Annotated in this window: 21 protein-coding genes; 11 read left to right on the plus strand and 10 right to left on the minus strand. The window is 70.1% G+C overall.

What is annotated here, in order from left to right; genetic code table 11:
- Positions 1 to 1,434: a sensor histidine kinase gene (locus ACWFRJ_RS18425; protein WP_453531350.1), complete on the minus strand. Its 1,434-nt coding sequence runs from the start codon at positions 1,432 to 1,434 to the stop codon at positions 1 to 3.
- Positions 1,431 to 2,117 carry a response regulator transcription factor gene (locus ACWFRJ_RS18430; protein WP_453531353.1) on the minus strand — a complete coding sequence of 229 codons (687 nt, stop codon included), beginning with the start codon at positions 2,115 to 2,117 and terminating at the stop codon, positions 1,431 to 1,433. The genes ACWFRJ_RS18425 and ACWFRJ_RS18430 overlap by 4 nt, the downstream gene beginning before the upstream one ends.
- 157 nt (positions 2,118 to 2,274) lie before the next feature.
- Between ACWFRJ_RS18430 and ACWFRJ_RS18435 the strand changes: the two genes are divergently transcribed.
- A complete protein-coding gene (locus ACWFRJ_RS18435) occupies positions 2,275 to 2,952 on the plus strand; it encodes a PepSY domain-containing protein (RefSeq protein ID WP_453531356.1) in 678 nt (225 codons plus the stop codon).
- Between the two features lie 271 nt (positions 2,953 to 3,223).
- Here the strand turns inward: ACWFRJ_RS18435 and meaB are convergent, their stop codons facing one another.
- Together meaB and ACWFRJ_RS18445 are read right to left on the minus strand one after the other, a co-directional pair.
- Positions 3,224 to 4,180, minus strand: a complete 957-nt coding sequence (gene meaB, locus ACWFRJ_RS18440) for a methylmalonyl Co-A mutase-associated GTPase MeaB (RefSeq protein WP_453531359.1) — start codon at positions 4,178 to 4,180, stop codon at positions 3,224 to 3,226.
- Positions 4,181 to 4,263: 83 nt separating this feature from the next.
- Entirely contained in the window at positions 4,264 to 5,466 is a 1,203-nt protein-coding gene (locus ACWFRJ_RS18445; protein WP_453531362.1) for an acetyl-CoA C-acetyltransferase, read from the minus strand.
- Positions 5,467 to 5,602: 136 nt separating this feature from the next.
- Between ACWFRJ_RS18445 and mce the strand changes: the two genes are divergently transcribed.
- The 7 genes from mce (at position 5,603) to ACWFRJ_RS18480 (ending at position 15,524) form a co-directional block, all read left to right on the plus strand.
- Positions 5,603 to 6,043, plus strand: a complete 441-nt coding sequence (gene mce / locus ACWFRJ_RS18450) for a methylmalonyl-CoA epimerase (protein ID WP_453531365.1) — start codon at positions 5,603 to 5,605, stop codon at positions 6,041 to 6,043.
- 249 nt (positions 6,044 to 6,292) lie between these two features.
- Positions 6,293 to 10,177, plus strand: coding sequence for a polarized growth protein Scy (scy, locus tag ACWFRJ_RS18455; protein WP_453531368.1), 3,885 nt, complete (start codon positions 6,293 to 6,295; stop codon positions 10,175 to 10,177).
- 182 nt (positions 10,178 to 10,359) lie between these two features.
- Positions 10,360 to 11,295: a coiled-coil domain-containing protein gene (locus ACWFRJ_RS18460; RefSeq protein WP_383282699.1), complete on the plus strand. Its 936-nt coding sequence runs from the start codon at positions 10,360 to 10,362 to the stop codon at positions 11,293 to 11,295.
- A gap of 123 nt (positions 11,296 to 11,418) precedes the next feature.
- Positions 11,419 to 12,429, plus strand: a complete 1,011-nt coding sequence (locus tag ACWFRJ_RS18465; protein WP_453531372.1) for an ATP-binding cassette domain-containing protein — start codon at positions 11,419 to 11,421, stop codon at positions 12,427 to 12,429.
- 3 nt (positions 12,430 to 12,432) lie between these two features.
- Positions 12,433 to 13,203 (plus strand): ABC transporter permease subunit, encoded by a 771-nt coding sequence (locus tag ACWFRJ_RS18470; protein ID WP_453531375.1) that lies wholly within the window; start codon positions 12,433 to 12,435, stop codon positions 13,201 to 13,203.
- A 153-nt stretch (positions 13,204 to 13,356) separates the two neighbouring features.
- Positions 13,357 to 14,583: an ATP-binding cassette domain-containing protein gene (locus ACWFRJ_RS18475; RefSeq protein ID WP_453531378.1), complete on the plus strand. Its 1,227-nt coding sequence runs from the start codon at positions 13,357 to 13,359 to the stop codon at positions 14,581 to 14,583.
- Positions 14,584 to 14,684: 101 nt separating this feature from the next.
- Positions 14,685 to 15,524 carry an ABC transporter permease gene (locus ACWFRJ_RS18480; RefSeq protein ID WP_453532362.1) on the plus strand — a complete coding sequence of 280 codons (840 nt, stop codon included), beginning with the start codon at positions 14,685 to 14,687 and terminating at the stop codon, positions 15,522 to 15,524.
- Between the two features lie 16 nt (positions 15,525 to 15,540).
- On the opposite strand, the gene ACWFRJ_RS18485 is transcribed toward ACWFRJ_RS18480, so the two are convergent.
- Positions 15,541 to 15,873, minus strand: a complete 333-nt coding sequence (locus ACWFRJ_RS18485; protein WP_453531381.1) for an ATP/GTP-binding protein — start codon at positions 15,871 to 15,873, stop codon at positions 15,541 to 15,543.
- 211 nt (positions 15,874 to 16,084) lie between these two features.
- On the opposite strand from ACWFRJ_RS18485, the gene ACWFRJ_RS18490 reads away from it, so the two are divergent.
- Positions 16,085 to 17,137 (plus strand): LLM class flavin-dependent oxidoreductase, encoded by a 1,053-nt coding sequence (locus ACWFRJ_RS18490; RefSeq protein WP_453531383.1) that lies wholly within the window; start codon positions 16,085 to 16,087, stop codon positions 17,135 to 17,137.
- 70 nt (positions 17,138 to 17,207) lie between these two features.
- Here the strand turns inward: ACWFRJ_RS18490 and ACWFRJ_RS18495 are convergent, their stop codons facing one another.
- Entirely contained in the window at positions 17,208 to 17,600 is a 393-nt protein-coding gene (locus ACWFRJ_RS18495; protein ID WP_361181384.1) for an SCO5389 family protein, read from the minus strand.
- A 212-nt stretch (positions 17,601 to 17,812) separates the two neighbouring features.
- Between ACWFRJ_RS18495 and nucS the strand changes: the two genes are divergently transcribed.
- Positions 17,813 to 18,484: an endonuclease NucS gene (gene nucS / locus ACWFRJ_RS18500; RefSeq protein ID WP_453531387.1), complete on the plus strand. Its 672-nt coding sequence runs from the start codon at positions 17,813 to 17,815 to the stop codon at positions 18,482 to 18,484.
- 94 nt (positions 18,485 to 18,578) lie between these two features.
- Here nucS and ACWFRJ_RS18505 read toward each other — a convergent pair whose 3' ends face one another.
- The 4 genes from ACWFRJ_RS18505 to ACWFRJ_RS18520 form a co-directional block, all read right to left on the minus strand.
- The gene (locus ACWFRJ_RS18505; protein ID WP_453531390.1) at positions 18,579 to 21,065 is read right to left on the minus strand and encodes an ATP-binding protein; all 2,487 of its coding nucleotides are present in this window, start codon (positions 21,063 to 21,065) and stop codon (positions 18,579 to 18,581) included.
- Positions 21,066 to 21,358: 293 nt separating this feature from the next.
- Entirely contained in the window at positions 21,359 to 21,682 is a 324-nt protein-coding gene (locus tag ACWFRJ_RS18510) for an STAS domain-containing protein (protein ID WP_160507247.1), read from the minus strand.
- A 162-nt stretch (positions 21,683 to 21,844) separates the two neighbouring features.
- The gene (locus tag ACWFRJ_RS18515; RefSeq protein ID WP_453531393.1) at positions 21,845 to 22,693 is read right to left on the minus strand and encodes a 3-hydroxyacyl-CoA dehydrogenase family protein; all 849 of its coding nucleotides are present in this window, start codon (positions 22,691 to 22,693) and stop codon (positions 21,845 to 21,847) included.
- 147 nt (positions 22,694 to 22,840) lie between these two features.
- The gene (locus ACWFRJ_RS18520) at positions 22,841 to 23,482 is read right to left on the minus strand and encodes a TetR/AcrR family transcriptional regulator (protein WP_453531396.1); all 642 of its coding nucleotides are present in this window, start codon (positions 23,480 to 23,482) and stop codon (positions 22,841 to 22,843) included.
- Between the two features lie 102 nt (positions 23,483 to 23,584).
- Here ACWFRJ_RS18520 and ACWFRJ_RS18525 point away from each other — a divergent pair, with 102 nt between their 5' ends.
- Positions 23,585 to 24,367 carry an ABC transporter ATP-binding protein gene (locus ACWFRJ_RS18525; RefSeq protein ID WP_453531399.1) on the plus strand — a complete coding sequence of 261 codons (783 nt, stop codon included), beginning with the start codon at positions 23,585 to 23,587 and terminating at the stop codon, positions 24,365 to 24,367.
- Positions 24,368 to 24,381: the final 14 nt, after the last annotated feature.

Raw genomic sequence — 24,381 nt, forward strand, 5'->3', positions numbered from 1 at the left:
TCACCGGGAATCGGCGGCGGCCGGGACCCTGAGCTCGAAGAGCGCTCCCCCACCGGGAGCCTCCCTGACCGTGAGGGTCCCGCCGTGGCGCGCGGCGACATCGCGCGCGATGGCGAGGCCCAGACCCGCCCCGCCGTCATCCCGGGTGCGGGCGTCGTCGAGGCGGACGAAGCGCTCGAAGATCCGGTCGCGCTCGCTCTCCGCCACGCCGTCCCCGTCATCGGACACCTCAAGGACCGCCCACGTGCCATCCACGCGGGTGCTCACCGTGACATGCGAGCGGGCGTGGCGCTGCGCGTTGTTCACGAGGTTGCCGAGCACGCGTGACAGCTGGCTGCGGGAGCCGGTGACCGCGACGTTCGCCAGATCCATGCGGATGTCGGCTCGGTCCCGCGTCCGCTGCGAAAGCTCCTCACGAGCAAGCGCCGCCAGGTCCACCTGTCCCCCGCCCGGCTTCTCACCCGCGTCCAGACGGGCGAGGAGAAGCAGGTCGGCGGCCAGCTCCTGAAGTCGTACGGTGTCTTCGACCGCACCGTCCACGTCCAGCAACTCCGGGTGGGCCGCGCCCACTTCGAGCTGGGTGCGCAGCGAGGCGATCGGGCTGCGCAGTTCGTGCGAGGCGTCGGCCACGAAGCGGCGCTGGCGTTCCACCGAGGTCTGCAGGGCGGCCAGCGTCTCGTTCGTGGTCGTGGCCAGACGGGCGATCTCGTCGTGCGTGTCCGGCTCGGGCACGCGGCGCGCGAGGTCCTCGGACGCGGTGATCGCCGCCATCTCGGCGCGGATCGCGTCCACCGGGCGCAGGGCGCGGCGCGTCACGAGCCAGGTCACCCCGGCGATGACGGCGAGCAGCAGCGGGAAGCCGATGAGCATGGACGTCAACGCCGTGGACACCGCGCTCTGCTGGGCGGCGAGCGAGGCGCCCGCGTAGACGGTGAGGTCACCTTTGCTCTCGGTGTTCACCTCGACCTTGGCGAAGCGGTAGTCCGCCGTCTCGCCGTCGACGGTGGCGGAGCCGGTGGTGACGTGCGCCGCGTCGTCGGAGATCTCCCCGGGTTCGAGCGCCTCGCTCTCGCTCTCGTGGTCATCGTCGTCACCCTTGGGGGGCGTGGACGCCGGCTGGGGCTTGACGGCGTCGACACCCGTGCCGCTGATGCGCTCCAGGTCCTCGCTGGCGGCGACGAGCCGTCCGTGGCTGTCGACGACCTGGACCGGCTGGTCCTCGTCGTCGAGTTCCAGTTCGCCGTACGAAGCGTTCCCGGCGAGCTGCGATGCCACCCCGCGGGCGCCGGACTCCGCCTGGCCGCTCGCCTGGTCGGTCAGATTGGCGCGCAGCGAGAGCAGCACGGCGGCTCCGGCGGCGACCAGCGCGATGGCGACGACGAGGGTGGCCGCGGTGGCGGCCCGGGCCCGTACAGAACTGAAGAAGCGCCTCATCGCGGGACCTCCAGGCGGTAACCGGCGCCGCGCACGGTCTTGATGAGCGGCGCTCCGAGCTTGCGGCGCAGGGCGCTGATGTACACCTCGACGATGTTGGGGTCGCCCTCGTAGGCGAAGTCCCAGACGTGTTCGAGGATGTCGCCCTTGGAAACCACCTCGCCCGCCCGCAGGACGAGCTGCTCGAGCACCGCGAACTCCTTGGCGGTCAGGGTCACTTCCCTGTCCTGGCCGTCCTCCCCGCCATCGCCTCGGAAGACGCGGCGCGCGGCGGTGTCGACCTTGAGGTCGCCGAGGGTGTGGACGGGTGAGGGGCCGCCGTTGCCGCGGCGGCGCAGGAGCGCCTTCACGCGGGCCACGAGCACGACGTACGAGAAGGGCTTGGTGAGGTAGTCGTCGGCGCCCGTGTCGAGCCCTTCGGCCTCGTCGTACTCCCCGTCCTTGGCGGTCAGCATCAGGATCGGCACGTCGTGACCCGCGGCGCGGAGGGTGGAGCAGACGCGGTAGCCGTTCATGCCGGGCAGCATGATGTCGAGGATGACCAGGTCGTACGTTCCCTCGCTGGCCCGGTGCAGTCCGTCGAGGCCGTCGTGCACGACGTCCACGGCGTAGCCCTCGGCGGTCAGGCCCTTGGCCAGGGACAACGCGAGACGCTTCTCGTCTTCCACGATCAACAGGCGCATGCGTTCAGGGTCGCAGAACGAACCTGAAGAGTTCTTCAGGCGGCTTCAGGCTGGCTTCAGGGTCGTTCAGCCAGATTGGTTCTTGTCGAAAGCGAACGGCAGCGGCCCCCGGGCCGCACAGCGATCGACACAGCCACCGACTCGGGAGGAACCCCTCATGAAGCGCAACATCGTCATCGCCACCGTCGCAGCACTGGCCCTCGTCGGGGGCGGCACCGCGACAGCGCTCGCCACCACTGGCGACGACGAGTCGTCGGGTGCCGCCGCCAAGAAGTCCAGTGTTCAGCTGAAGGACAACGACCGTGACGACGATCGGTACGACGACGACCGTGACGACGCCAAGGAGAACACCGTCGAGGTGAAGTCCGCCAAGGTGACGGCGGCCGACGCGATCAAGGCGGCGCTCGCGAACCAGTCCGGTACGGCGGTCTCCGCCGAGCTTGACGACGAGGACAACGGCGGCCTGGTCTGGGACGTCGACGTGCTCGGCAAGGGCAGCACCTGGCACAGCGTGCAGGTCGACCCCGGTACGGGCAAGGTGCTCGGCTCGCACACCGAGCAGGACGACGACGGCGACGCTGGCCGCGTGGCCGCCTCCCTGAAGGGTGCGTCCACCTCGGCGGAGGACGCGGCGAAGGCTGCGGCCGCCAAGGGCACGGTGACCTCTGTGGACCTGGACGACGACGGTACGGCTGGTGCCTGGGAGGCGGAGACCTCCGACGCCAAGGGTGCGGAGTCCGACTGGAAGGTCGACCTGCAGTCGGGCAAGGTCACGGCTGACCGCTCCGACAGCCACGACGACTCGGACGACAACGGTTCCGACTCCGACGACTAATAGCCCCGTCCCCCGGTGAGCGGGCCCCGCAGGGATCTCCTTGCGGGGCCTGCTCGCGTTGCTGGTGCACACAGAACCGCCGCTTCGCGACGGATATTTTCCCGCCCGCCCACCCGATTACCCGGGGTGCTCGGGTGGGTGGGCGGGAGAAAATCGCCGCGAAGCGGCGGCTTGTTCGTCGGCGCCCCAGCAGGGCCCATCGGGTCAGGAGGCCTACGAGGCCAGCAGGCGCCCCGCTCGCACCCCGGGTGACCGATTCGGCCCCGCCCCCTCAGCTCGTCGTCAAGCTCTCGATCAGTTCGTCCGACGCCGAGTACGGGTCGAGCTCCCCCGCCACGATCCGTTCCGCGAGGGCGGACAGCCGCGCGTCCCCGTGGAGGTCCGCGATCCGTTCACGCAGGGCGGTCACCGCGATGGTCTCCACCTCGCGGGCCGCACGCGAGGCGCGGCGCTCGGCGAGTACGCCCCGCTCCTCCATCCACGCCCGGTGCTTCTCCAGGGCCTCGACGACCTCGTCGATCCCCTCGCCCCGCGCGGCCACCGTCTTCACGATGGGCGGGCGCCAGTCACCGGCCGCGCGGGACTCCCCGAGTCCCAGCATGTGGTTCAGCTCGCGCGCGGTCGCGTCCGCGCCGTCCCGGTCCGCCTTGTTGACGACGTACACATCGCCGATCTCCAGGATCCCGGCCTTCGCCGCCTGGATCCCGTCGCCCATGCCGGGCGCGAGCAGCACCACCGACGTGTCCGCCTGCGAGGCGATCTCCACCTCGGACTGGCCCACGCCGACCGTCTCCACGAGGACGACGTCGCAGCCCGCCGCGTCCAGGACCCGGATCGCCTGCGGAGCCGACCACGCGAGGCCGCCGAGGTGGCCCCGCGTAGCCATGGAGCGGATGTAGACCCCGGGGTCGGACGCGTGCTCCGACATCCGGACCCGGTCGCCGAGCAGCGCGCCGCCGGAGAAGGGGGACGAGGGGTCGACGGCCAGGACGCCGACCCGCTTGCCCGCCCTGCGGTACGCGGACACGAGCGCCGACGTCGAAGTCGACTTGCCGACACCGGGAGATCCCGTGAGGCCCACCACGTACGCATGGCCCGCCAGCGGAGCAAGCGCCGCCATGACCTCGCGGAGCTGCGGTGACGCCCCCTCGACCAGTGAGATCAGCCGGGCCACGGCCCGTGGCCTGCCCTCGCGGGCCTGTGCCACCAGGGAGGGGACGTCCTGCATGTCAGACAGCTCCGTTCCGAGACGTAGACGTACGTAGAGGTAGACGTACGCAGAGGTGGAGAAGGCTTACCCGCGCGTACGCGTCAGGCCTTCGCCACCTTCACGATCAGCGCGTCACCCTGCCCGCCGCCACCGCACAGCGCCGCCGCGCCCACGCCGCCGCCCCGCCGCTTCAGCTCGAGGGCGAGGTGCAGTACGACGCGTGCGCCGGACATCCCGATCGGATGACCGAGGGCGATGGCGCCGCCGTTGACGTTCACCTTTTCCGAGGAGACCCCGAGGTCCTTCATTGACTGCACCGCGACCGCGGCGAAGGCCTCGTTGATCTCGATCAGGTCGAGGTCCGCGACGCCGAGGCCCTCCTTCTTCAGGGCGTGCTGGATCGCGTTCGACGGCTGCGACTGGAGCGAGTTGTCCGGGCCCGCCACGTTGCCGTGTGCCCCGATCTCCGCGAGCCACGTCAGGCCGAGCTCCTCGGCCTTGGCCTTGGACATCACCACGACCGCCGCGGCGCCGTCGGAGATCTGCGAGGAGGTGCCCGCCGTGATCGTGCCGTCCTTGGTGAAGGCCGGGCGCAGCTTGGCGAGGGACTCCGTGGTCGTCTCGGCGCGGATGCCCTCGTCCTTGGAGAACAGGACCGGGTCGCCCTTGCGCTGCGGGATCTCGACCGGGGTGATCTCGGCCTCGAAGGTGCCGTTCTTCTGTGCGGCGGCGGCCCGCTGGTGGGAGGCGGCGGCGATCTCGTCCTGCTCGGGGCGTGCGATGCCCAGGCGGGTGTTGTGCTTCTCCGTGGACTCGCCCATGGCGATGTTCTCGATGGAGTCGGTCAGGCCGTCGTACGCCATGGAGTCGAGCATCTCGATGGCGCCGTACTTGAAGCCCTCGCGCGACTTCGGGAGGAGGTGCGGCGCGTTCGTCATCGACTCCTGGCCGCCCGCGACGACGATGTCGAACTCGCCCGCGCGGATCAGCTGGTCGGCGAGCGCGATCGCGTCGAGCCCGGAGAGACACACCTTGTTGACGGTGAGCGCGGGGACGTTCATGGGGATGCCCGCCTTGACGGCGGCCTGACGTGCCGGGATCTGCCCTGCCCCGGCCGTGAGGACCTGCCCCATGATCACGTACTGCACCTGGTCGCCGCCGATGCCGGCCCGGTCGAGCGCGGCCTTGATCGCGAACCCGCCCAGGTCCGCGCCGGAGAAGGACTTCAGGGAGCCGAGCAGGCGGCCCATGGGCGTTCGAGCGCCCGCGACGATCACTGAGGTGGTACCGGTCGTTCCAGACATGTGCCACGGCCCCTTGGGAGGAGGAGTTAATGAGGGTTTACTTGAATGTACTGAGCGGTACGCCGCGCGTCACCGGGCGCTCGGTGTGATCGCGCGCACGTTGCGTAATCACCGCCGGAAGGGCTGCACTTAGACCATGCTGACGCGAATCGATCACATCGGGATCGCCTGTTTCGACCTCGACAAGACCGTCGAGTTCTACCGGCAGACGTACGGCTTCACGGTGTTCCACACCGAAGTCAATGAGGAGCAGGGCGTGCGCGAGGCCATGCTCAAGATCAACGACACGGGTGACGGCGGCGCCTCCTACCTGCAGCTCCTCGAACCCACTCGCGACGACTCCGCCGTGGGCAAGTGGCTCAAGAAGAACGGCGAGGGCGTGCACCACATCGCCTTCGGCACCGCGGACGTGGACGCCGACGCCGCCGCCGTAAAGGAAAAGGGCGTACGCGTCCTTTATGAGGAGCCCAGGATCGGGTCCATGGGATCCCGTATCACCTTCCTGCACCCCAAGGACTGTCACGGTGTACTGACCGAACTGGTCACCTCGGCAGCTCAGGAGTCACCGGAGCACTGACCTCCGCATACTTGGGCCGGTAAGGTTGTGGTCGGCCGTCCGAAGTCTGGGCGGCCGGTCGTCCGTACGCTGGGCGACCGTTTGCCGGGGTCCGGGTTTCGGGGGACGAGCGTCAGGGCACCAGCCCATGCTCCGCTGATGATCTGACACCATTCCCCGTGGGCCCCGTTCGGCGGATGGACGGCGACCAGAGTGGGGTCTCCCCTGCTCGATCGAAGTTGAGAGCTTGGGGAAGGATGGGACCGCGCAGTGCGGGGCTACGAACGCCAAGAGAGCTCGCGGGCTGAGACGGACCATCTTTCGCGGTTCGAGGCCGAGATGGACCGGCTGAAGACCGAGCGAGAGAAGGCTGTTCAGCACGCCGAAGACCTCGGCTACCAGGTCGAGGTGTTGCGCGCCAAGCTTCACGAGGCGCGCCGCAACCTCGCGTCCCGCCCTGCCTACGACGGCGCGGACATCGGCTATCAGGCCGAGCAGATGCTCCGTAATGCCCAGGTTCAGGCCGACCAGCTGCGCCAGGACGCCGAGCGGGAGCTGCGCGACGCCCGTGCGCAGACCCAGCGCATCCTCCAGGAGCACGCCGAGCAGCAGTCCAGGCTCCAGTCCGAGCTGCACTCCGAGGCGGTGTCACGCCGTCAGCAGCTCGATCAGGAGCTCTCCGAGCGCCGCCAGACCGTCGAGTCGCACGTCAACGAGAACGTGGCGTGGGCCGAGCAGCTCCGTGCGCGTACGGAACAGCAGGCGCGCCGCCTGCTCGACGAGTCGCGCGCCGAGGCCGACCAGGCCCTCGCCGCCGCCCGCGCCGAGGCCGAGCGCGTGGCCGAAGAGGCCCGCCAGCGCCTGGCGAGCGACGCCGAGTCGGCCCGCGCCGAGGCCGAGGCGACCCTGCGCCGGGCCCGTTCGGACGCCGAGCGCCTTCTGAACGCCGCTTCCACGCAGGCGCAGGAGGCCACCGATCACGCGGAGCAGCTGCGCTCCACCACGGCCACCGAGTCCGAGCAGTCGCGCCGCCAGACGAGCGAGGCGAGCCGGGCCGCCGAGCAGCGCATGGCGGAGGCCGAGACGGCGCTGCGCGAGGCGCGCGCCGAGGCCGACAAGGTCGTCGCCGAGGCGAAGGACACCGCGTCCAAACAGCTGTCGGCCGCCGAGGGCGCCAACGAACAGCGCACGCGTACGGCCAAGGAGCAGGTCGCGCGCCTGGTCGGCGAGGCGACGAAGGAAGCCGAGGTCACCAAGGCCGAGGCCGAGCAGCTCGTCACCGATGCCAAGACCGAGGCCGAGCAGCTGATCAAGGACGCCTCCGAGAAGGCGCGCACGATCACCGCCGAGGAGACGGCCGGCCAGCTCGCCAAGGCCGCCCGCACCGCCGAGGACGTACTCGACAAGGCGTCCAAGGACGCCAAGGAGACGACGAAGAGCGCCACCGAAGAGGCCGAGCGGATCCGCACCGAGGCGGAGACCGAGGCGGACCGGCTGCGCGCCGAGGCGCACGACATCGCCGAGGAGCTCAAGGGCACGGCGAAGGACGACACCAAGGAGTACCGCGCCAAGACGGTCGAGCTGCAGGAGGAGGCGCGCCGCCTGCGCGGCGAGGCCGAGCAGCTGCGGGCCGACGCGGTCACCGAGGGCGAGCGGATCCGCAGCGAGGCCAGGCGCGAGGCCGTCCAGCAGATCGAGGAGGCGGCCAAGTCCGCCGAGGAGCTGCTCGCCAAGGCGAAGGTCGACGGCGAAGAGCTGAAGACGGCGGCGACCGCCGAGAGCGACCGGGTCCGTTCCGAAGCCATCGAGCGCGCCACGACCCTGCGCAAGCAGGCCGAGGAGACCCTGGAGCGCACCCGCGCGGAGGCCGAGCGGCACCGCGAGGAGGCCGCCGAGCAGGCCGAGACCACGAAGTCCGATGCGCAGGACGCCGCGCGGGCCCTGCACGAGGAGACCGAGCGGGCCATAGCGGCACGTCAGGCCGAGGCGGCCGACGAGCTGACCCGTCTGCACACGGAGGCCGAGGAGCGTCTCGCCTCCGCCGAGCAGGCGCTGACCGAGGCCCGCGCCGAGGCCGAGCGCATCCGCAAGGAGGCGTCGGACGAGACGGACCGCCTCCGTACGGAGTCCGCCGAGCGGATCCGCACCCTTCAGTCGCAGGCCGAGACCGAGGCCGAGCGGCTGCGCACGGAGGCCGCGGCCGACGCGTCGCAGGCGCGCGCCGAGGGCGAGAACGTCGCCGTGCGACTGCGTACGGACGCCGCCACCGAGGCCGAGCGCCTCAAGACCGAGGCGCAGGAGTCGGCCGACCGGCTGCGCTCCGAGGCCGCAGCCGCGGCCGAGCGCGTGGGCACGGAGGCCGCCGAGGCCCTTTCCGCCGCCCAGGAGGAGGCCTCGAGGCGCCGCAGGGAGGCCGAGGAGACCCTCAGCTCCGCGCGCGGCGAGGCCGACCAGGAGCGCGAGCGGGCCCGCGAGCAGAGCGAGGAGCTCCTCGCCACCGCCCGCAAGCGCGTCGAAGAGGCCCAGGCAGAGGCCGCCCGCCTCGTCGAGGAGGCCGATCGCAGGGCGACCGAGATGGTCTCGAGCGCCGAGCAGACCGCCACGTCCGTACGGGACTCCGTGGCGGGCATGCAGGAGTCGGCGCAGGAGGAGATCGCGGGCCTGCGCAGCGCCGCCGAGCACGCGGCGGAGCGTACGAAGACCGAGGCGCAGGAGGAGGCGGACCGCGTCCGCGCCGACGCCTACGCCGAGCGGGAGCGCGCCGCCGAGGACGCGGGCCGCACCCGGCGCGAGGCGAACGAAGAGTCCGAGGCCGCCAAGTCGCTCGCCGAGCGCACCGTTTCGGAGGCGATCGCGGAGGCCGAGCGGCTGCGCTCGGACGCTTCCGAGTACGCCCAGCGCTCGCGTACGGAGGCGTCGGACGCGATCGCGTCGTCCGAGCAGGACGCTTCCCGCACGCGTGCCGACGCCCGCGAGGACGCCAACCGCATCCGCAGCGACGCGGCGAGCCAGGCCGACCAGCTGATCGGCGAGGCGCGCAGCGAGGCGGAGCGGCTGCAGAACGAGACGGTCGCCGAGGCCGACCGGCTCAAGACCGAGACGACCACCGAGGCCGAGCGGGTGCGCGCGGAGTCGGTGGCCAAGGCCGAGAAGCTCATCTCGGACGCGACGGGCGACGCCGAGCGGCTTCGCGCGGACGCAGCCGAGACGGTCGGCTCCGCCCAGCAGCACGCCGAGCGCATCCGGTCCGACGCCGAGCGCGTCAAGGCGGCGGCCGCCGCCGAGGCCGAGCGGCTCACCTCGCAGGCGCGGGAGGAGGCCGAGCGGACCCAGGACGAGGCACGCAGAGCCGCCAACAAGAGCCGTTCCGAGGCGGCCGAGCAGGTCGACACGCTCATCACGGAAGCGGTGTCCGAGGCCGAGAACCTCACCAACGACGCCCAGGAGAAGGCGCTCAAGGCCACCACGGAAGCGGAGGCGCAGGCCGACACGATGGTCGGCGCGGCGCGTACGGAGGCCGACCGTCTCGTCTCCGAGTCGACGGTCGAGGGCAACTCCCTGGTGGAGAAGGCCCGTACGGACGCGGACGAACTGCTCGTCGGCGCCCGCAGGGACGCGACGGCCATAAGGGAGCGCTCCGAGGAGCAGCGCGACCGCCTCACCGCCGAGATCGAGGAGCTGCACGAGCGTGCGCGCCGCGAGTCCGCCGAGGCGATGAAGTCCGCGGGTGAGCGATGTGACGCCTTGGTGAAGGCTGCGGAGGAGCAGCGCGCCGAGGCCGAGGCGACGGCCAAGGAGATGGTGTCGGACGCGAGTTCCGAGGCCGGCAAGGTGCGGATCTCCGCCGTGAAGCGGGCCGAGTCGCTGCTCAAGGAGGCCGAGACGAAGGTCGCCGAGCTGGTGCGCGACGCCGAGCGCGTGAAGGCGGAGGCGGAGGCCGAGGCCGAGCGGACGGTTGACGAGGGCAAACGCGAGCTGGAGGTTCTCGTCCGGCGCCGCGAGGACATCAACGCCGAGATTTCCCGTGTCCAGGACGTGTTGGAGGCGTTGGAGTCTTTTGAGGCCCCACCGATCGCCGGGGCGAAGGACGGTGGCGTCAAGGCCGGTGCCGCGGCGGGGTCAACTCGATCGAGTGGCAAGCCGTCTGAGGGGTAGCCAAAGAACATCCGCCGTGCTTGTAAAGGACCTTCGGCACTGTCGCTGGCAAGTCCTCTGGCGGTTAGCCACTCAAAAGGGGTGTCATTCTCCAGATCAAACGGGCATCCGCTCGATGACACGCCGCTTTGACCCCTAGGATTCCCCCTATCACCTCACCGGTCTCATTCGACAGGAACCCCATGAGCGACACTTCCCCCTACGGCTTCGAGCTTGTGCGGCGTGGGTACGACCGCGCTCAGGTGGACGAACGTATCTCCAAGCTCGTCTCCGACCGTGACAGCGCTCTCGCGCGTATCACTGCTCTGGAAAAGCGCATTGAGGAGCTGCACCTCGAGACGCAGAACGCTCAGGCGCAGGTAGCCGACGCCGAACCGTCCTACGCGGGCCTCGGTGCCCGCGTCGAGAAGATCCTCCGCCTCGCCGAGGAGGAGGCGAAGGACCTGCGCGAGGAGGCCCGTCGCGCAGCCGAGCAGCACCGTGAGCTCGCCGAGTCGGCGGCCCAGCAGGTGCGTAACGACGCCGAGTCGTTCGCGGCCGAGCGCAAGGCCAAGGCGGAGGACGAAGGCGTCCGGATCGTCGAGAAGGCCAAGGGCGAGGCCGGCACGCTGCGCAGCGAGGCTCAGAAGGACGCGCAGCAGAAGCGCGAGGAGGCGGACGCCCTCTTCGAGGAGACCCGCGCCAAGGCCGCCCAGGCCGCGGCCGACTTCGAGACGAACCTCGCCAAGCGCCGCGAGCAGTCGGAGCGTGACCTGGCTTCGCGTCAGGCCAAGGCCGAGAAGCGTCTCGCGGAGATCGAGCACCGTGCGGAGCAGCTGCGCCTCGAGGCGGAGAAGCTGCGTACGGACGCCGAGCGTCGCGCCCGTCAGACGGTGGAGACGGCTCAGCGTCAGGCCGAGGACATCGTCGCCGACGCGAACGCCAAGGCGGACCGGATCCGTTCGGAGTCCGAGCGGGAGCTCGCCGCTCTGACGAACCGTCGCGACAGCATCAACGCGCAGCTCACCAATGTGCGGGAGATGCTGGCCACCCTTACGGGTGCGGCCGTCGCCGCCGCGGGTACGCCCGCCGACGAGGAGCCCGTCTCTCGCGGGGTGCCTGCTCAGCAGACTCGCTGAAGCGCCTGGGAGACCTGCTGGCTCGTTGTGGCTGAGCGCGCAGTTCCCCGCGCCCCTAAAGGGGCGCTCGCAGAGCCCCCTGTCCAAGTGGCAGGGGGCTCTGTCCCGTTTTAGCGTGGCCGCATGATCGAGCTCGAGGGGCTGACCAAGCGGTACGGCGAGAAAATGGCCGTCAACGACCTCACCTTCACCGTGCATCCTGGTGTAGTCACCGGCTTCCTCGGGCCGAACGGCGCGGGCAAGTCCACGACCATGCGGATGATGCTCGGGCTCGACAACCCCACGGCGGGTGCCGCGCGGATCGACGGCAAGCGGTACGCCCAGCTGAAGGACCCGCTGAAGTACATCGGCGCCCTGCTCGACGCGAAGGCCATGCACGGCGGGCGCAGCGCCTTCAACCACCTCCTCTGCCTCGCGCAGAGCAACGGCATCCCGCGCACCCGCGTCCACGAGGTCCTCGACACCGTCGGCCTGACGCAGGTCGCCAAGAAGAAGGCCAAGGGCTTCTCGCTCGGCATGGGCCAGCGGCTCGGCATCGCGGGCGCGCTGCTCGGCGACCCCGAGATCCTGATGTTCGACGAGCCGGTCAACGGACTCGACCCCGAGGGCATCCACTGGATCCGGAACCTGATGAAGTCCCTCGCCTCACAGGGCCGTACGGTCTTCGTCTCCTCCCACCTGATGAGCGAGATGGCGCTGACCGCCGAGCACCTCGTCGTCATCGGGCAGGGCCGGCTCCTCGCCGACACCTCCATGGCTGACTTCATCCGGCAGAACTCACGCAGCTACGTCCGGCTGCGCTCCCCGCAGCGCGAGCGCCTCCTGGACGTGCTGCACCAAGAGGGCATCACCGCCGTCGAGGCGGGCAACGGCACCCTCGAAGTCGACGGCACCGCCTCGGAGGACCTCGGCGAGCTCGCCGCACGCCATCAGCTCGTGCTCCATGAGCTCAGCCCCCAGCAGGCCTCGCTCGAAGAGGCCTTCATGCAGCTCACCGCGGAGTCGGTGGAGTATCACGCGCACACCGATCACACCGATTCCGCCGACCGCGCGGCCCCTGGTGCCGCCCCGCCTCCCCCCGAGCAGGTCGAGGGCTGGGGCGGGAGCTGGCAGCAGCAGAAGAAGGGGTCCTGAGCGATGGCCGCGACGCAGGTACTGAAGTCGGAGTGGACCAAGATCCGCTCGGTCTCGTCGACCGTGTGGACGCTGGGTCTTGCCCTGGTCGTCACGGTCGGGCTCGGCCTGTTGATCAGTATTCTGGCGAAGAACGACTACGACAGCCTCAATGCCCAGGACCGGCAGGTCTTCGACCCCACCTACACCAGCTTCGCCGGAATGAGCCTCGGCCAGCTCGCGATGATCGTCTTCGGTGTGCTCGTCGTCTCGAACGAGTACAGCACCGGCATGATCCGCACCTCGCTCTCCGCGGTCCCGCAGCGCGCGACGTTCATGACCGGCAAGGTCGTGGTCGCCACCGTGCTCTGCCTGGTGGTGGGGCTCGTCACGAGCTTCATCACGTTCTTCCTGGGGCAGGCGATGCTCGGCGAGCACAAGGCCATGATCGGCGATCCGGGAGTGCTGCGTGCGGTGATCGGCGGCGGGCTCTACATGACGCTGATCGCGATGTTCTCGATGGGCGTCGCCACGATGCTGCGCAGCCCCATGCTGTCGCTTGGCATCCTGATGCCGTTCTTCTTCCTGATCTCCAGCATCCTGGGCAACGTCTCGGCGACGAAGAAGATCGGCCGGTTCCTGCCCGACCAGGCGGGCAACAGGATCATGCAGGTGAAGACCCCGCTCGACGACGACGTCCCGTACGGGCCCTGGGGCGGCCTTGCCATCATGGTGGTGTGGGTCGCGGTCGCACTGATCGGCGGGTATGTGCTGCTGAAGAAGCGGGACGCGTGACGCTCCGCTGAAGTGCGGTGATGGGTCCGTCCGCGGGCCGCCCTGGCGGAGAGTTTGCTCGCTCTTGGCTGGAACCGTCAGCTCCCCGTTATCCTCCTAACCCTTACGGGGGCGTGTGCCCCGACGTCCTGAACCATTCGATGGGTGCGGAGAATGATCGAGGCAGTCGGCCTGACGAAGCGCTACGGCGCCAAGACAGCCGTGTACAACCTTTCCTTTCAGGTGCGACCCGGCACGGTCACCGGCTTCCTGGGCCCGAACGGCTCCGGCAAGTCGACGACCATGCGCATGATCCTCGGGCTCGACCAACCCACCACGGGCCAGGTGACGATCGGCGGCTACCCCTACCGCAAGCTCCCCAACGCCCCCCGCCAGGTCGGCGCGCTGCTGGACGCCAAGGCGGTGCACGGCGGCAGGCACGCCCGTAACCACCTCCTGTGCCTCGCCCAGCTCTCCGGCATCCCGGCCCGCCGGGTCGACGAGGTGCTCGGCGTCGTGGGCCTCCAGGAGGTGGCGAAGAAGCGCTCCAAGGGCTTCTCGCTCGGCATGGGCCAGCGCTTGGGCATCGCCGCCGCGCTGCTCGGCGACCCGCAGGTGCTGCTCTTCGACGAGCCGGTCAACGGCCTCGACCCCGAGGGCATCCTCTGGGTGCGGAACCTGATGAAGTCGCTCGCGGCCGAGGGGCGCACGGTCTTCGTCTCCTCGCACCTGATGAGCGAGATGGCGCTCACGGCGGAGCACCTGATCGTGATCGGCCGCGGGCAGCTGCTCGCGGACATGAGCGTCAAGGACTTCATCTCGCACAACTCCGCCGACTTCGCCCGGGTGCGTACGCCGGACACCGACCCCAAGCAGCGCGAGAAGCTCTCGGCCGCGCTGACCGAGGCCGGTGGCCAGGTCATGCCCGAGCAGGACGGCGCGCTGCGCGTGACCGGCCTTCCGCTCCCCCGCATCAGCGACCTCGCGCACGGCGCGGACGTCCGCGTGTGGGAGCTCTCCCCGCACCAGGCCTCGCTGGAAGAGGCGTACATGCGGATGACGCAGGGCGCCGTCGACTACCGCTCCACGGTCGACCAGCGCGCGGGGCTGCAGCAGCCCGTGCAGCAGATGCCGCCCGGTGCGATGCCGCAGCAGCCGATGCCGGTGGCCGGACAGGGCCAGCCCGGGTGGTACGCGCCGCCGCCGCCCCAGCAGGGCGGCCAGCCCTTCGCGATGCCGCAGGGAGCGCCCCAGGGTGCTCCTCAGGGCGCTCCCGGGGCCCCTGGCGTCCCTGCCGCACCGCAGGGCACCCCCAACCCGTACGCGGCCGTCGCCCCGCAGGCGCCCGCAGCCGCTCCTGCTCCTGAGATGACCAAGCGCGACAGCGAGGACCCCCGATGACCACGCCTCCGACTCCGCAGCCGCAGGCGCAGCCCCAGCAGGCCTACGCACAGGCCGGCGCCCCCATGCCCCAGGGCGCCCCGATGCCCCACGGCGCCCCGATGGCTCCCCCGCCGGCCGCCCCCGCGCCGCCCTCCGCGTGGCAGCAGGCGATGAACAACGCCTACACCTCGCCGATCCCGGTCAAGAAGACCCACCTCGGCAACGCCCTGGCCTCCGAGTGGACGAAGATCAAGTCGGTCCGTTCGACGATGTGGACCCTCGGCGTCTTCTTCCTCCTTGTCGTCGGCATCGGCTTCCTCGTGGCCGTGAACACGCAGGACCAGGACTTCCAGGACGTGCCGTTCACGATCCCGGCGTTCTTCGGTCTCGTGCTCGGCCAGATCTGCCTGATCACGCTCGGCGTCCTGGTGACGTCGTCCGAGTACGGCACGGGCATGATCCGTACGACGTTCACGGCGTCGCCGCAGCGCTATCGCGTGTTCGCCGCCAAGATCCTGATCTTCTTCGTGATCGCCTTCGTCGTCTCGGCGGGCTCCATCCTCCTGGTGGGCCTGATGACGTCGGGGATGCACAGCGGCCCCGAGGCGGGCGACCTCGACTGGTCGGGCACGGTCCTCAAGGGCGGGCTCTACGTCTCGCTCCTGGGCGTCCTCGCGCTCGCCGCAGGATCGATGCTGCGCCACTCGGCGGGCGCGATCACCGCGATGCTCGGCATGGTCCTGGTGCCCGCGATCCTGCCCGTGTTCCTGATGATCTCGTCGGGCACGCGTCCCCTCGGCGAGAAGATGATGGACTACAACGCCATCAACTCACTGGCCAAGATCTTCGAGATGGACGGGGAGGGCGGCACCGGCACCTCGCAGCTGCTGCTGCTCGTCGGCGTGACGGTGGCCGCGATCGTCGGCGCCTTCGCCCTTCTGGAGAAGCGCGACGTGTAGCCGCCGGGAGCGACCGTCAATACCTGGGCGCGTTACGGGACCGCTGCACCCGCGAGGTGCGGCGGTCCTTCGCGTTCCAGCAGGCCTTGTGCCAGTGCCTGCGCATCTCCACGCCCGAGTGCTCGGGCCAGGCCACCACGTGCGCGACGCCGGACGGGATCTCCTGGTCGCAGCCTGGGCAGCGGTAGGTCTTGCCGACCGAGCTCGCGCCCGCGACATGGCGCAGGCTCCACTGCTCGCCCTGCCAGCTCTCGGTGGACTGGAAGCCGCCGTAGCGGCCCGCCGGTTCCCCGTCCGTGCGCGGGCTGTCTTCTCCGCCGCCCTTGGGGCGGTTACGACGCGGGGACACGGGACACCTCACGGGATGTACGGGGACCAGGAGTGCGTCCAGCCTACGCGGCATGCGCGGGAGCGAACGCCTGTCACCAATCACCACAGATCCCCCCTGCATTTCGCAGAAAATCCGTCAATCTTCATGCCAGGCCGTGCCTTTGGCACGTGTCATGCGTTGTTGCCCGTAGGGGGAGTGCCTGCGTCGGCGCCAAGGAGGCAGGAGTGCAATGCGTGTAGGTAGTTTTGTTCTGGCCGCCCAGTTCCCGGGACAGGGGCAGGGGGAGGCGCTGCACCGTGCGGTGCGGTCCGCCGAGGTGGCCGAGGAGGCGGGCCTGGACTCCGTCTGGCTCGCCGAGCACCACTTCGTGCCGTACGGCACGTGCCCGTCCGCCGTGACTCTCGCCGCGCTGCTTCTCGGGCGTACACGGCACATCCGCGTCGGCACGGCGGTGAGCGTGCTGCCGACCGTTCATCCCGTCGCCCTGGGCGAGCAGGCGGCGCTGCTGCACCTGACGTCCGGCGGGCGCTTCTCGCTCGGCGTGGGGCGCGGCGGGCCATGGGTGGACCTCGAGGTCTTCGGGGCCGGTCTCGACGCGTACGAGAAGGGGTTCCCGGACTCGCTCGACCTGCTCCTTCGGTGGCTGAGCGAGCCCCGGGTGGCGAGCGACGCGGACCGCTTCCCCTTCCGCGAGGTCACCGTGGTGCCACGGCCGCAGGAGGCGCTGGCAGGACCGGTCGGCGACGCCGGGGAGAGCGGGGGCGGCCCGGAGGTGATCGTCGCCTGCACCTCGCCGTCCAGCGTGCGCCTCGCGGCGGAACGCGGTCTGCCGATGCTGCTCGGCATGCATGTCGGCGACGAGGAGAAGGCCGAAATGGTGGCGTTGTGGCGCAGGCACGCGCGCGCCGCGGGGCGTACGCCGGATCAGGTCCACCGCGCTCCGCACGTGTCCGCCGGGGTCGCGCAGATCGCGGACCGGCGCCTGGACGCGGCGGAGACGCTGCAGAAGGCGATGCCGGGGTGGCTCAAGCAGGGTCTTGACGCACATGTCACGGTCGACGGCCGTACGCGGGCGATGCGGGACCCGCTCGCGTACACCGAACTGCTCTGCGGGATGCATCCGGTGGGCACTCCACAGCTGTGCGCGGACCGGATCGCGGCTACGTCGGAGCGCACGGGGATCACCCGTTTCGCGCTCCTCGTCGAGGGCTCCGGCGATCTGGCGACGACGGAAGAGAACGTCCGAAGGCTCGGCGCCGAAGTGCTGCCCCAGCTCGGCTGAGCCGCTGGGGCTGGGAGCTGCCGCTCCGGTACTAGAACACCTCCCGCGTACGGAGCGGCAGCCCTGAGCGTCAGCAGTCCCGCAGTGTGGGCGACTGGTTGAGCAGCTGGCCCCGGATCGAGGTGAACCGGGCGAGCCTGTCGTCCACAGACGCATCCAGCGGGAACACCGCCACACGGTGGCAGTTCTGGAATGCGAGACGCACTCCGAAGTGGCGCTGCAGAGCGCCGCGAATGGCGTCACTCGCGAGCGCCCGCAGGAGCTGGCCGCGTGCCTGCTCGTTGGGTGGCGGCGTCTGGTTGTCGGCGAACTCGCCGCCGTCAACCTTCAGCTGGGCCACCAGGGAGCTGATCATCTCCCATGCGTAAGGCAGGGAGGTCCGGACGCAGTCGACGAATTCCGCTTCATCGACCTCGCCTCGCTCGGCCTGTTCCAACAGCGCCGGTGAGACGTCGAGCGACATGGGTTCTCCTCTCGCGCCCCCGGGGAGCGGGGGCTCACGGACAGGGAAGGAGTTCGTACACGCAGCGTGCACGCGCGGCGACCTCCCGCTTATACGTTAAGCATCCGACCCGCGCTGCACCAGGAGATTGGGAACATAACCGGCCAGGATCGAACAGGCCCATCGATGGAGGAATCGCGCGCACCACCTGGGGTCGAGTAGCGTTGCGCCCCATGCGTCTCGTCATTGCCCGATGCTCCGTGGATTACGCGGGCAGGCTCACCGCCCATCTCCCGTCGGCCCCCCGCCTGATCCTTGTAAAGGCGGACGGCAGTGTCTCGATCCACGCGGACGACCGGGCCTACAAACCTCTCAACTGGATGTCCCCGCCCTGCACCTTGAAGGAGGGAACCGGGGACGACGCGGGCGTCTGGACCGTCGTGAACAAGGGTGGCGAGAAACTCATCATCACGATGGAAGAGATCCTTCACGACTCCTCGCACGAATTGGGCGTCGATCCCGGCCTCATCAAGGACGGCGTGGAAGCACACCTTCAGGAGCTGCTCGCCGACCGGATCGAGACGCTCGGGGAGGGCTATTCACTCATCCGGCGCGAGTACATGACGGCGATCGGCCCGGTGGACATCCTCTGCCGCGACGCCGACGGGCAGACCGTCGCCGTAGAGATCAAGCGCCGCGGCGAGATCGACGGCGTCGAGCAACTCACCCGCTACCTCGACTTGTTGAACCGCGACCCGCACCTGGCCCCCGTCAAGGGCATCTTCGCCGCCCAGGAGATCAAGCCCCAGGCCCGCGTGCTCGCCACGGACCGCGGCATCGGCTGCACCGTCCTGGACTACAACGCGATGCGCGGCATCGAGGACGACAAACTGCGGCTGTTCTAGGCGTTCTCGCACTCATACGTTCTTGTACCGATAGTCCCTGTACGCAGGAGGGGGCCGGGTCCATCAGGACCCGGCCCCCTCCTTCGTACCTGCGTCAGATCGTCGACTCCGTGCTGGACGCGCTGCCGCTCGTGGCAGAACTGCTCGCGGGGCCGCTCGCCGAGTTCGACGTGTCCGCGGAGGACGGCGCCGAGTTCGACGTCGGCGGATCCGGTGCGGGGTCCGAGGTCGGCGGATCCGTCGTCGGCGGCGGGGTCGTCGGCGGCTTCGTCGTGGGCGGCTTGGTCGTGGGCGGCTTCGTCGTCGGGGGCTTCGTGGTCGGCGGCTTGGTCGTGGGCGGCTTCGTCGTCGGCTTGTCGCTCGGCTTGCCCGAGGTGTCGTCGGACGGCTTGCCGCTGTCGCTCGGATTGTCCGACGGCGTGTCGCTGCCGCTCGGCTTCCCGTCGTCCGCTGTGCCGGGGATCTTGTCCGGGCCCGCGTCGTCCGGGCGGCTCGTCGAGTCCTTCGCCGGCTTGTCGGCGGTCAGGCCGCCGTTGTCCTGGTCCTCGCTCGCCGACTGTTCCGTCTTGACCTTGTCCGGCGGGTTGTCGTTGTTCTTGTCGGACGTCGCGCCGAGGGTCACCACGGTGCCGAGCACGGCCGCGAGGAGGGCTCCCGCGCCCGCTGCCACGAGGTTGCGCCGGGTGCCGTTGACGATGGAACGGCGGGTCGGTGCCGGGCCCGCTCCCGCGGCCGGTGAGGCCTGGCGGGTGACCAGGGTCTCCGGCTCCGGAGGCGGTGTGGGCAGCGCGAACGCCGCCGGTACGCCGCCGGGGGGTGATGCCGACTCCTCATAGCGCGCGTCGGGCATCTCTTCGCCCGCCGCCGGGCTCGCGGCGGACAGCACGCCGCCCGAGCGGTCGGCGACCAGGGCGAGTGCCCTGCGGCCCGCGATCATGCCCCGCTTGTCGGCGAGCGCGCCGCGCAGGCCTACGGAGGCCTCGAGCTCGACGCGGGCCCGGTCGAGCTGGCCGCCGCAGAGCGCGAGGATGCCGAGCTCGTGGTGGAAGTACGCCTCTTCGGCGACCTCACCGGCGGTCCGTGCCGCCTCCTGGCCCGAGCGCAGGGCACGCTCCCAGGCGCCCCAGTCGAGCCCTCCCGCGAAGGCAGGAGCGATGGTGCGGGCGAGCAGCACGGCGGCGCTGTCCTGCCCCGCCACAAGGACGCCAAGGGCCGCAAGCACCGCGTCCGCCTCGGCCACGACCCGCTCCGGGCCGACCGAGGGGTGTCCTGCCCACCAGGCGTAGTGCTGGGCGGCGCTCTGGGCGCGCTCGGCGGTGTCGTCCGCGTACCCGGACGCCTCCAGCTGCGTACGCACACCGGCGGCGAGCCGGTAGTGCGAGCCGACCGCCGTGACGAGCGCGGTGGAGACCAGCTCGGCGAGGGCCGCGTCCGCGTGGGTGTCCCCCACCAGGGCGGGCAGATGCGCCTGGTGCGGCAGCTCGCCGCCGAGCGCGACGGCGAACCGCAGGGTGGTGCGCGCGGACGGGCTCAGCCGGGACGCGAGCAGCGCCGCGGGCGCCGCGCCGTCGGCGAGCGAGGGCAGCGGAACCTCGTTGTCCTCGGCGAAGGGCGCGTCGACCGGGGCGTCGTTGAAGTAGCCGTACTCGTCGAAGGCGTTCGGGTCGGCACGCAGCTGGTCGCGCTGGCGCAGCAGGGCGCCCGCCTGGACGAAGCGCAGGGGAAGCCCCTCCGACTCGAACCAGAGGTCGCCCGCCCAGCTCGCCTCGTCGTCCGTCAGGACGCGGCCGACGGCGCGCTCGAGGAGTTCGAGGCTGCCGCTGCGACCGAGGCCGCCGAGGAAGACCTCTTCGAGGTGCGAGTCGGGTGACGGCGCCGCGACGTCGGGGGTCGCGGAGATCAGGAAGGCGCACTCGGGTGTGGCGTCGAGCAGCTCTTCCAGGGCGGCGGCGCCGAACTCCAGGTCGTCGAGGACGACGACAGCGCCGACCTCGTGGACGAGTTCGAGCAGCAGGGCGCGGTCGGGGCGGTGCAGCGGGGCGTTGTAGACCACGCTGAAGAGGTCCTGGAGCACCTCGCCCGGCGTCTTGTGATACCCGGAGAGCCGGATGACGCCGTCCGGTGCGAGGTCGGCGCAGTCATCGGCGACGGCGCTCAGGAGCGCCGTGCGCCCCGAGCCCGCGGGACCGGTGAGGCGCACCGAGCGCCCGCGTGCGAGCAGGCGCACGAGCCGCTCGCGCTCCTCCTGCCGCTCCAGGAGCGGCGTCCGGGGCAGTACGGGTCCTGGCGGCACGGGCGGCGTCGCGGCACGGCGCAGCTCGGCGCGCTCGGCGTCGGTGCGCTTGACGGGTCGCGCGGGCCGTTCGCCCGGCGGGCAGGGCTCGATCTCGCTGCCGTCGACGGGGTTCACGGTGAGCAGGAAGTCGCCCGACACGAGCTGAACGGTGCGGGCGAGTGTGGGCGCGGGCTGCCCGAAGTCTGGTGTCAGAGGATCACGCGGTGATCGCGCGGGACGCGCCGAATCGTTGTCGATGATGTCGTCCTGGCCGTACTCTTCCGGTCCCCGGTTCATCGGGTCCATGGTCAAAGCCCCCCAGATGCGTCGTGTACACAGCCCCCTCCGGCCTTGTGCACACTGCGCTGTCGCTTCTGGTCCGGTGCCCCCGCTCGGGCGTCTGTCTTCGTCATGACGGTGGGCGACCGAACCCTAGACCTTTGCTCAGTATCTCCGAACGGGCGGGGTACCGCTCCGTCCGAGACGTCACAGTCTCGTGAGGATTGTGCGCGAGGTGCGTTTCACACCCAGATCACCCAGATCCACAGAGACGACCTTTTGATCAGCTATTGATCACTCATCGATGACACGCGCATCGATCACACGCGAGGCAGTGATTCGACCCCGATGCCACCTTCGATGGCGAGGATCCGGTGCAGCCTGGTGGCCACGAGCAGACGCTGCATCTGGGGCGGCACGCTGCGCAGCACGAGCCGGCGCCCGCACCGTCCCGCGCGTCGGTGGGCGCCCATGATGACGCCGAGTCCCGTGGCGTCCCACGAGTCGAGTTCGGACAGGTCGAGCACCAGGTCACCGGCTCCGTCGTCGACGGCCGAGTGCAGGACCGTTCGGGCGTCCGCCGCGCTGCGTACGTCGAGGCGTCCCCCGACGACCAGCTGGGCCTGGTCGCCCCTGATGTGCATATGCGCTCCCCGAGAGTGCTGAGTTCCGTGTGACGTCTGTTCCGTAAGTCGTCTGCGTATGTCACTGCAACTGACTGCCGCATGGGCAAGGAAGTTGCCGTCTGTAAGCGAACCGATACCGAATTCACTCCCAGGGGTGACCCCGCGGAGGAGAAGGAGTCGTCAGTGCTTGTAGAAGCCCTGCCCGCTCTTGCGGCCGATGTCACCGGCGTCAACCATCCGGCGCATCAGCTCGGGCGGTGCGAACTTCTCGTCCTGCGACTCCGTGTAGATGTTGCTCGTGGCGTGCAGCAGGATGTCGACGCCCGTCAGGTCGGCGGTCGCGAGCGGTCCCATGGCGTGCCCGAAGCCGAGCTTGCAGGCGATGTCGATGTCCTCGGCGGTGGCGACGCCCGACTCGTAGAGCTTCGCGGCCTCGACGACGAGCGCCGAGATCAGACGGGTCGTCACGAAGCCCGCGACGTCGCGGTTCACGACGATGCAGGTCTTGCCGACGGACTCGGCGAACTCACGCGTGCGCTCGAGGGTCTCGTCGCTCGTCTTGTAGCCGCGCACCAGTTCGCACAGCTGCATCATCGGCACAGGCGAGAAGAAGTGCGCGCCCACGACCCGCTCCGGACGCTCCGTCACGGCCGCGATCTTCGTGATCGGGATGGCGGAGGTGTTCGACGCGAGCACGGCGTCCTCCCGCACGATCCTGTCGAGCGTACGGAAGATCTCGTGCTTGACCTCGAGCTTCTCGAAGACGGCCTCGACGACGATGTCCGCGTCGGCGACGGCGTCCATGTCGGTGCTCGTCGTGATGCGCCCGAGCGCCGCTTCGGCGTCATCGGCGGCGAGCTTGCCCTTGCTCACGAACTTGTCGTACGACGCCTTGATCCCGTCGGTGCCACGGGTCAGAGCCTCATCGGTGACGTCGCGCAGAACGACGTCCCAGCCCGCCTGGGCGGAGACCTGAGCGATGCCGGACCCCATGAGTCCGGCTCCGATGACGGCGAGCTTCCGTGCCACTTTTCCGACTCCCCTACCGCTTATCACGCCTGGCTTACACGCTGTTTAGGTTTTTCCTTCCGGCGGACATTAGTCGCCGTGAGCGCGACTGTGTCGGCGAAGAGATGCGCGTCACGTCTCAAATGACGGACATCACACTGGTACGCGTCATTCGGCGTCGCGCACCGCGTAGTTGAGGACCTTTTCGCCGAGCAGGTCCTCCATCTCGTCGAGCAGGACGAGGGCGTCACGTGACACTTCGGCGGGTTTGCGGCACTTGACCATCTCATCGCCGATCCAGGCCATGAGCGTGCTGTGGATCCAGGAGAGCTGACCCGCGATCAGACCGGGCGCGGGGTCGCCCTCGGCGGCCTTCGTCTCCTCGGCGAGGGTCTTCGTGAGGTGGCCGTGCGCCTGCTGCTGGATCTCCCAGAGCCGGGAGCGCAGGGCGTGGGCCTCGGTGATGACCTTCATGAAGTCGGCCCAGCCAGGAAAGAGCCCGACGTGCGGCGACACGCCCTCCACGTCCGAGCGCAGCTCGCGCAGGACCGCGGCGGCGGCGGACTCCCCCGCGCGACGGCCGCGCACGTATCCGGAGAGCCGGTCGACGACGGCCTCGCCCCGGTCGAGGAAGAGGTCCTCCTTGACCGGGAAGTAGTTGTAGACCGTGTTCACGGAGACGTCGGCGGCTTCCGCGACCTCCGCGACGGTCACCGTGACGAAGCCGTGCTCCAGGAAGAGTCCCGTCGCGATGTCCGAGATCCGCTGCTTGGTCTGCCGCTTCTTGCGCTCCCTGAGTCCTTCAGCCATGGGTCCACCCTACGGCCACTGGCTAGGGAGACTGAAAACTTGGAGTGACTAGAAAACTTGGAGTCATTGCAAAATTTAAGAGACTCTGTTTTTGTGGTCGCCATGGCAATCATCAGCACGGCCGGGCTCACCCGGACCTTCCGGACCAAGCGCGGCGCCGTCGAGGCCGTGCGCGGCATCGACCTGACCGTCACGCCCGGCGAGATCCTCGGCTTCCTCGGCCCCAACGGCGCGGGCAAGACGACGACGCTGCGCATGCTCACCACGCTCCTGGCGCCCACCGGAGGCGCGGCCACCGTCGCGGGCATCGACCTGGCCCGCGACCCGGCCGCCGTACGGCGCAAGATCGGTTACGTGGCCCAGTCCGGCGGCGTCGATCTCAACATCTCCGTGCGCGAGGAACTGGTCACCCAGGGCCGCCTCTACCGCCTGACGAAGCCCCAGGCCACCGCTCGCGCCGAGGAGTTGGCCGCCGACCTGGACCTCACCGACCTCCTCGACCGCACGTGCGCGACCCTCTCCGGCGGCCAGAGGCGGCGGCTCGACATCGCCATGGGCCTGATGCACCGGCCCGATGTGCTCTTCCTCGACGAACCGACCACGGGGCTCGACCCGGGCAGCAGGGCCGACCTGTGGGCACTCGTGCGGCGGCTGCGCGACGACCACGGCACCACCGTCGTCCTGACCACGCACTACCTGGACGAGGCCGACGCACTCTGCGACCGCCTCGTCGTCATCGACAAGGGCGTCGTGGTCGCCGAGGGCACGCCCGGCGCGCTCAAGCTCCGGCACGGCGGCTCCATCGACGCCTCGCTCCAGGACGCGTTCCTGGCCGTCACCGGGCGCGACCTCACCCCCAAGGACACGGCGCCGGTCGCCGTCTAAGCCCTCGAATCCCC

This window comes from Streptomyces sp. NPDC055239, from assembly GCF_053606205.1.

Coding starts and splice junctions, on each gene's coding strand:
- ACWFRJ_RS18495 (WP_361181384.1), bottom strand. CDS start 17,600: ATGTCGCTCGACGTCTCACCGGCGCTGTTGGAACAGGCCGAGCGAGGC.
- ACWFRJ_RS18525 (WP_453531399.1), top strand. CDS start 23,585: ATGGCAATCATCAGCACGGCCGGGCTCACCCGGACCTTCCGGACCAAG.
- ACWFRJ_RS18425 (WP_453531350.1), bottom strand. CDS start 1,434: ATGAGGCGCTTCTTCAGTTCTGTACGGGCCCGGGCCGCCACCGCGGCC.
- nucS (WP_453531387.1), top strand. CDS start 17,813: ATGCGTCTCGTCATTGCCCGATGCTCCGTGGATTACGCGGGCAGGCTC.
- ACWFRJ_RS18430 (WP_453531353.1), bottom strand. CDS start 2,117: ATGCGCCTGTTGATCGTGGAAGACGAGAAGCGTCTCGCGTTGTCCCTG.
- ACWFRJ_RS18465 (WP_453531372.1), top strand. CDS start 11,419: ATGATCGAGCTCGAGGGGCTGACCAAGCGGTACGGCGAGAAAATGGCC.
- ACWFRJ_RS18445 (WP_453531362.1), bottom strand. CDS start 5,466: ATGTCTGGAACGACCGGTACCACCTCAGTGATCGTCGCGGGCGCTCGA.
- ACWFRJ_RS18460 (WP_383282699.1), top strand. CDS start 10,360: ATGAGCGACACTTCCCCCTACGGCTTCGAGCTTGTGCGGCGTGGGTAC.
- mce (WP_453531365.1), top strand. CDS start 5,603: ATGCTGACGCGAATCGATCACATCGGGATCGCCTGTTTCGACCTCGAC.
- ACWFRJ_RS18480 (WP_453532362.1), top strand. CDS start 14,685: ATGGCTCCCCCGCCGGCCGCCCCCGCGCCGCCCTCCGCGTGGCAGCAG.
- ACWFRJ_RS18505 (WP_453531390.1), bottom strand. CDS start 21,065: ATGGACCCGATGAACCGGGGACCGGAAGAGTACGGCCAGGACGACATC.
- ACWFRJ_RS18470 (WP_453531375.1), top strand. CDS start 12,433: ATGGCCGCGACGCAGGTACTGAAGTCGGAGTGGACCAAGATCCGCTCG.
- ACWFRJ_RS18490 (WP_453531383.1), top strand. CDS start 16,085: ATGCGTGTAGGTAGTTTTGTTCTGGCCGCCCAGTTCCCGGGACAGGGG.
- ACWFRJ_RS18475 (WP_453531378.1), top strand. CDS start 13,357: ATGATCGAGGCAGTCGGCCTGACGAAGCGCTACGGCGCCAAGACAGCC.
- ACWFRJ_RS18520 (WP_453531396.1), bottom strand. CDS start 23,482: ATGGCTGAAGGACTCAGGGAGCGCAAGAAGCGGCAGACCAAGCAGCGG.
- ACWFRJ_RS18510 (WP_160507247.1), bottom strand. CDS start 21,682: ATGCACATCAGGGGCGACCAGGCCCAGCTGGTCGTCGGGGGACGCCTC.
- ACWFRJ_RS18435 (WP_453531356.1), top strand. CDS start 2,275: ATGAAGCGCAACATCGTCATCGCCACCGTCGCAGCACTGGCCCTCGTC.
- meaB (WP_453531359.1), bottom strand. CDS start 4,180: ATGCAGGACGTCCCCTCCCTGGTGGCACAGGCCCGCGAGGGCAGGCCA.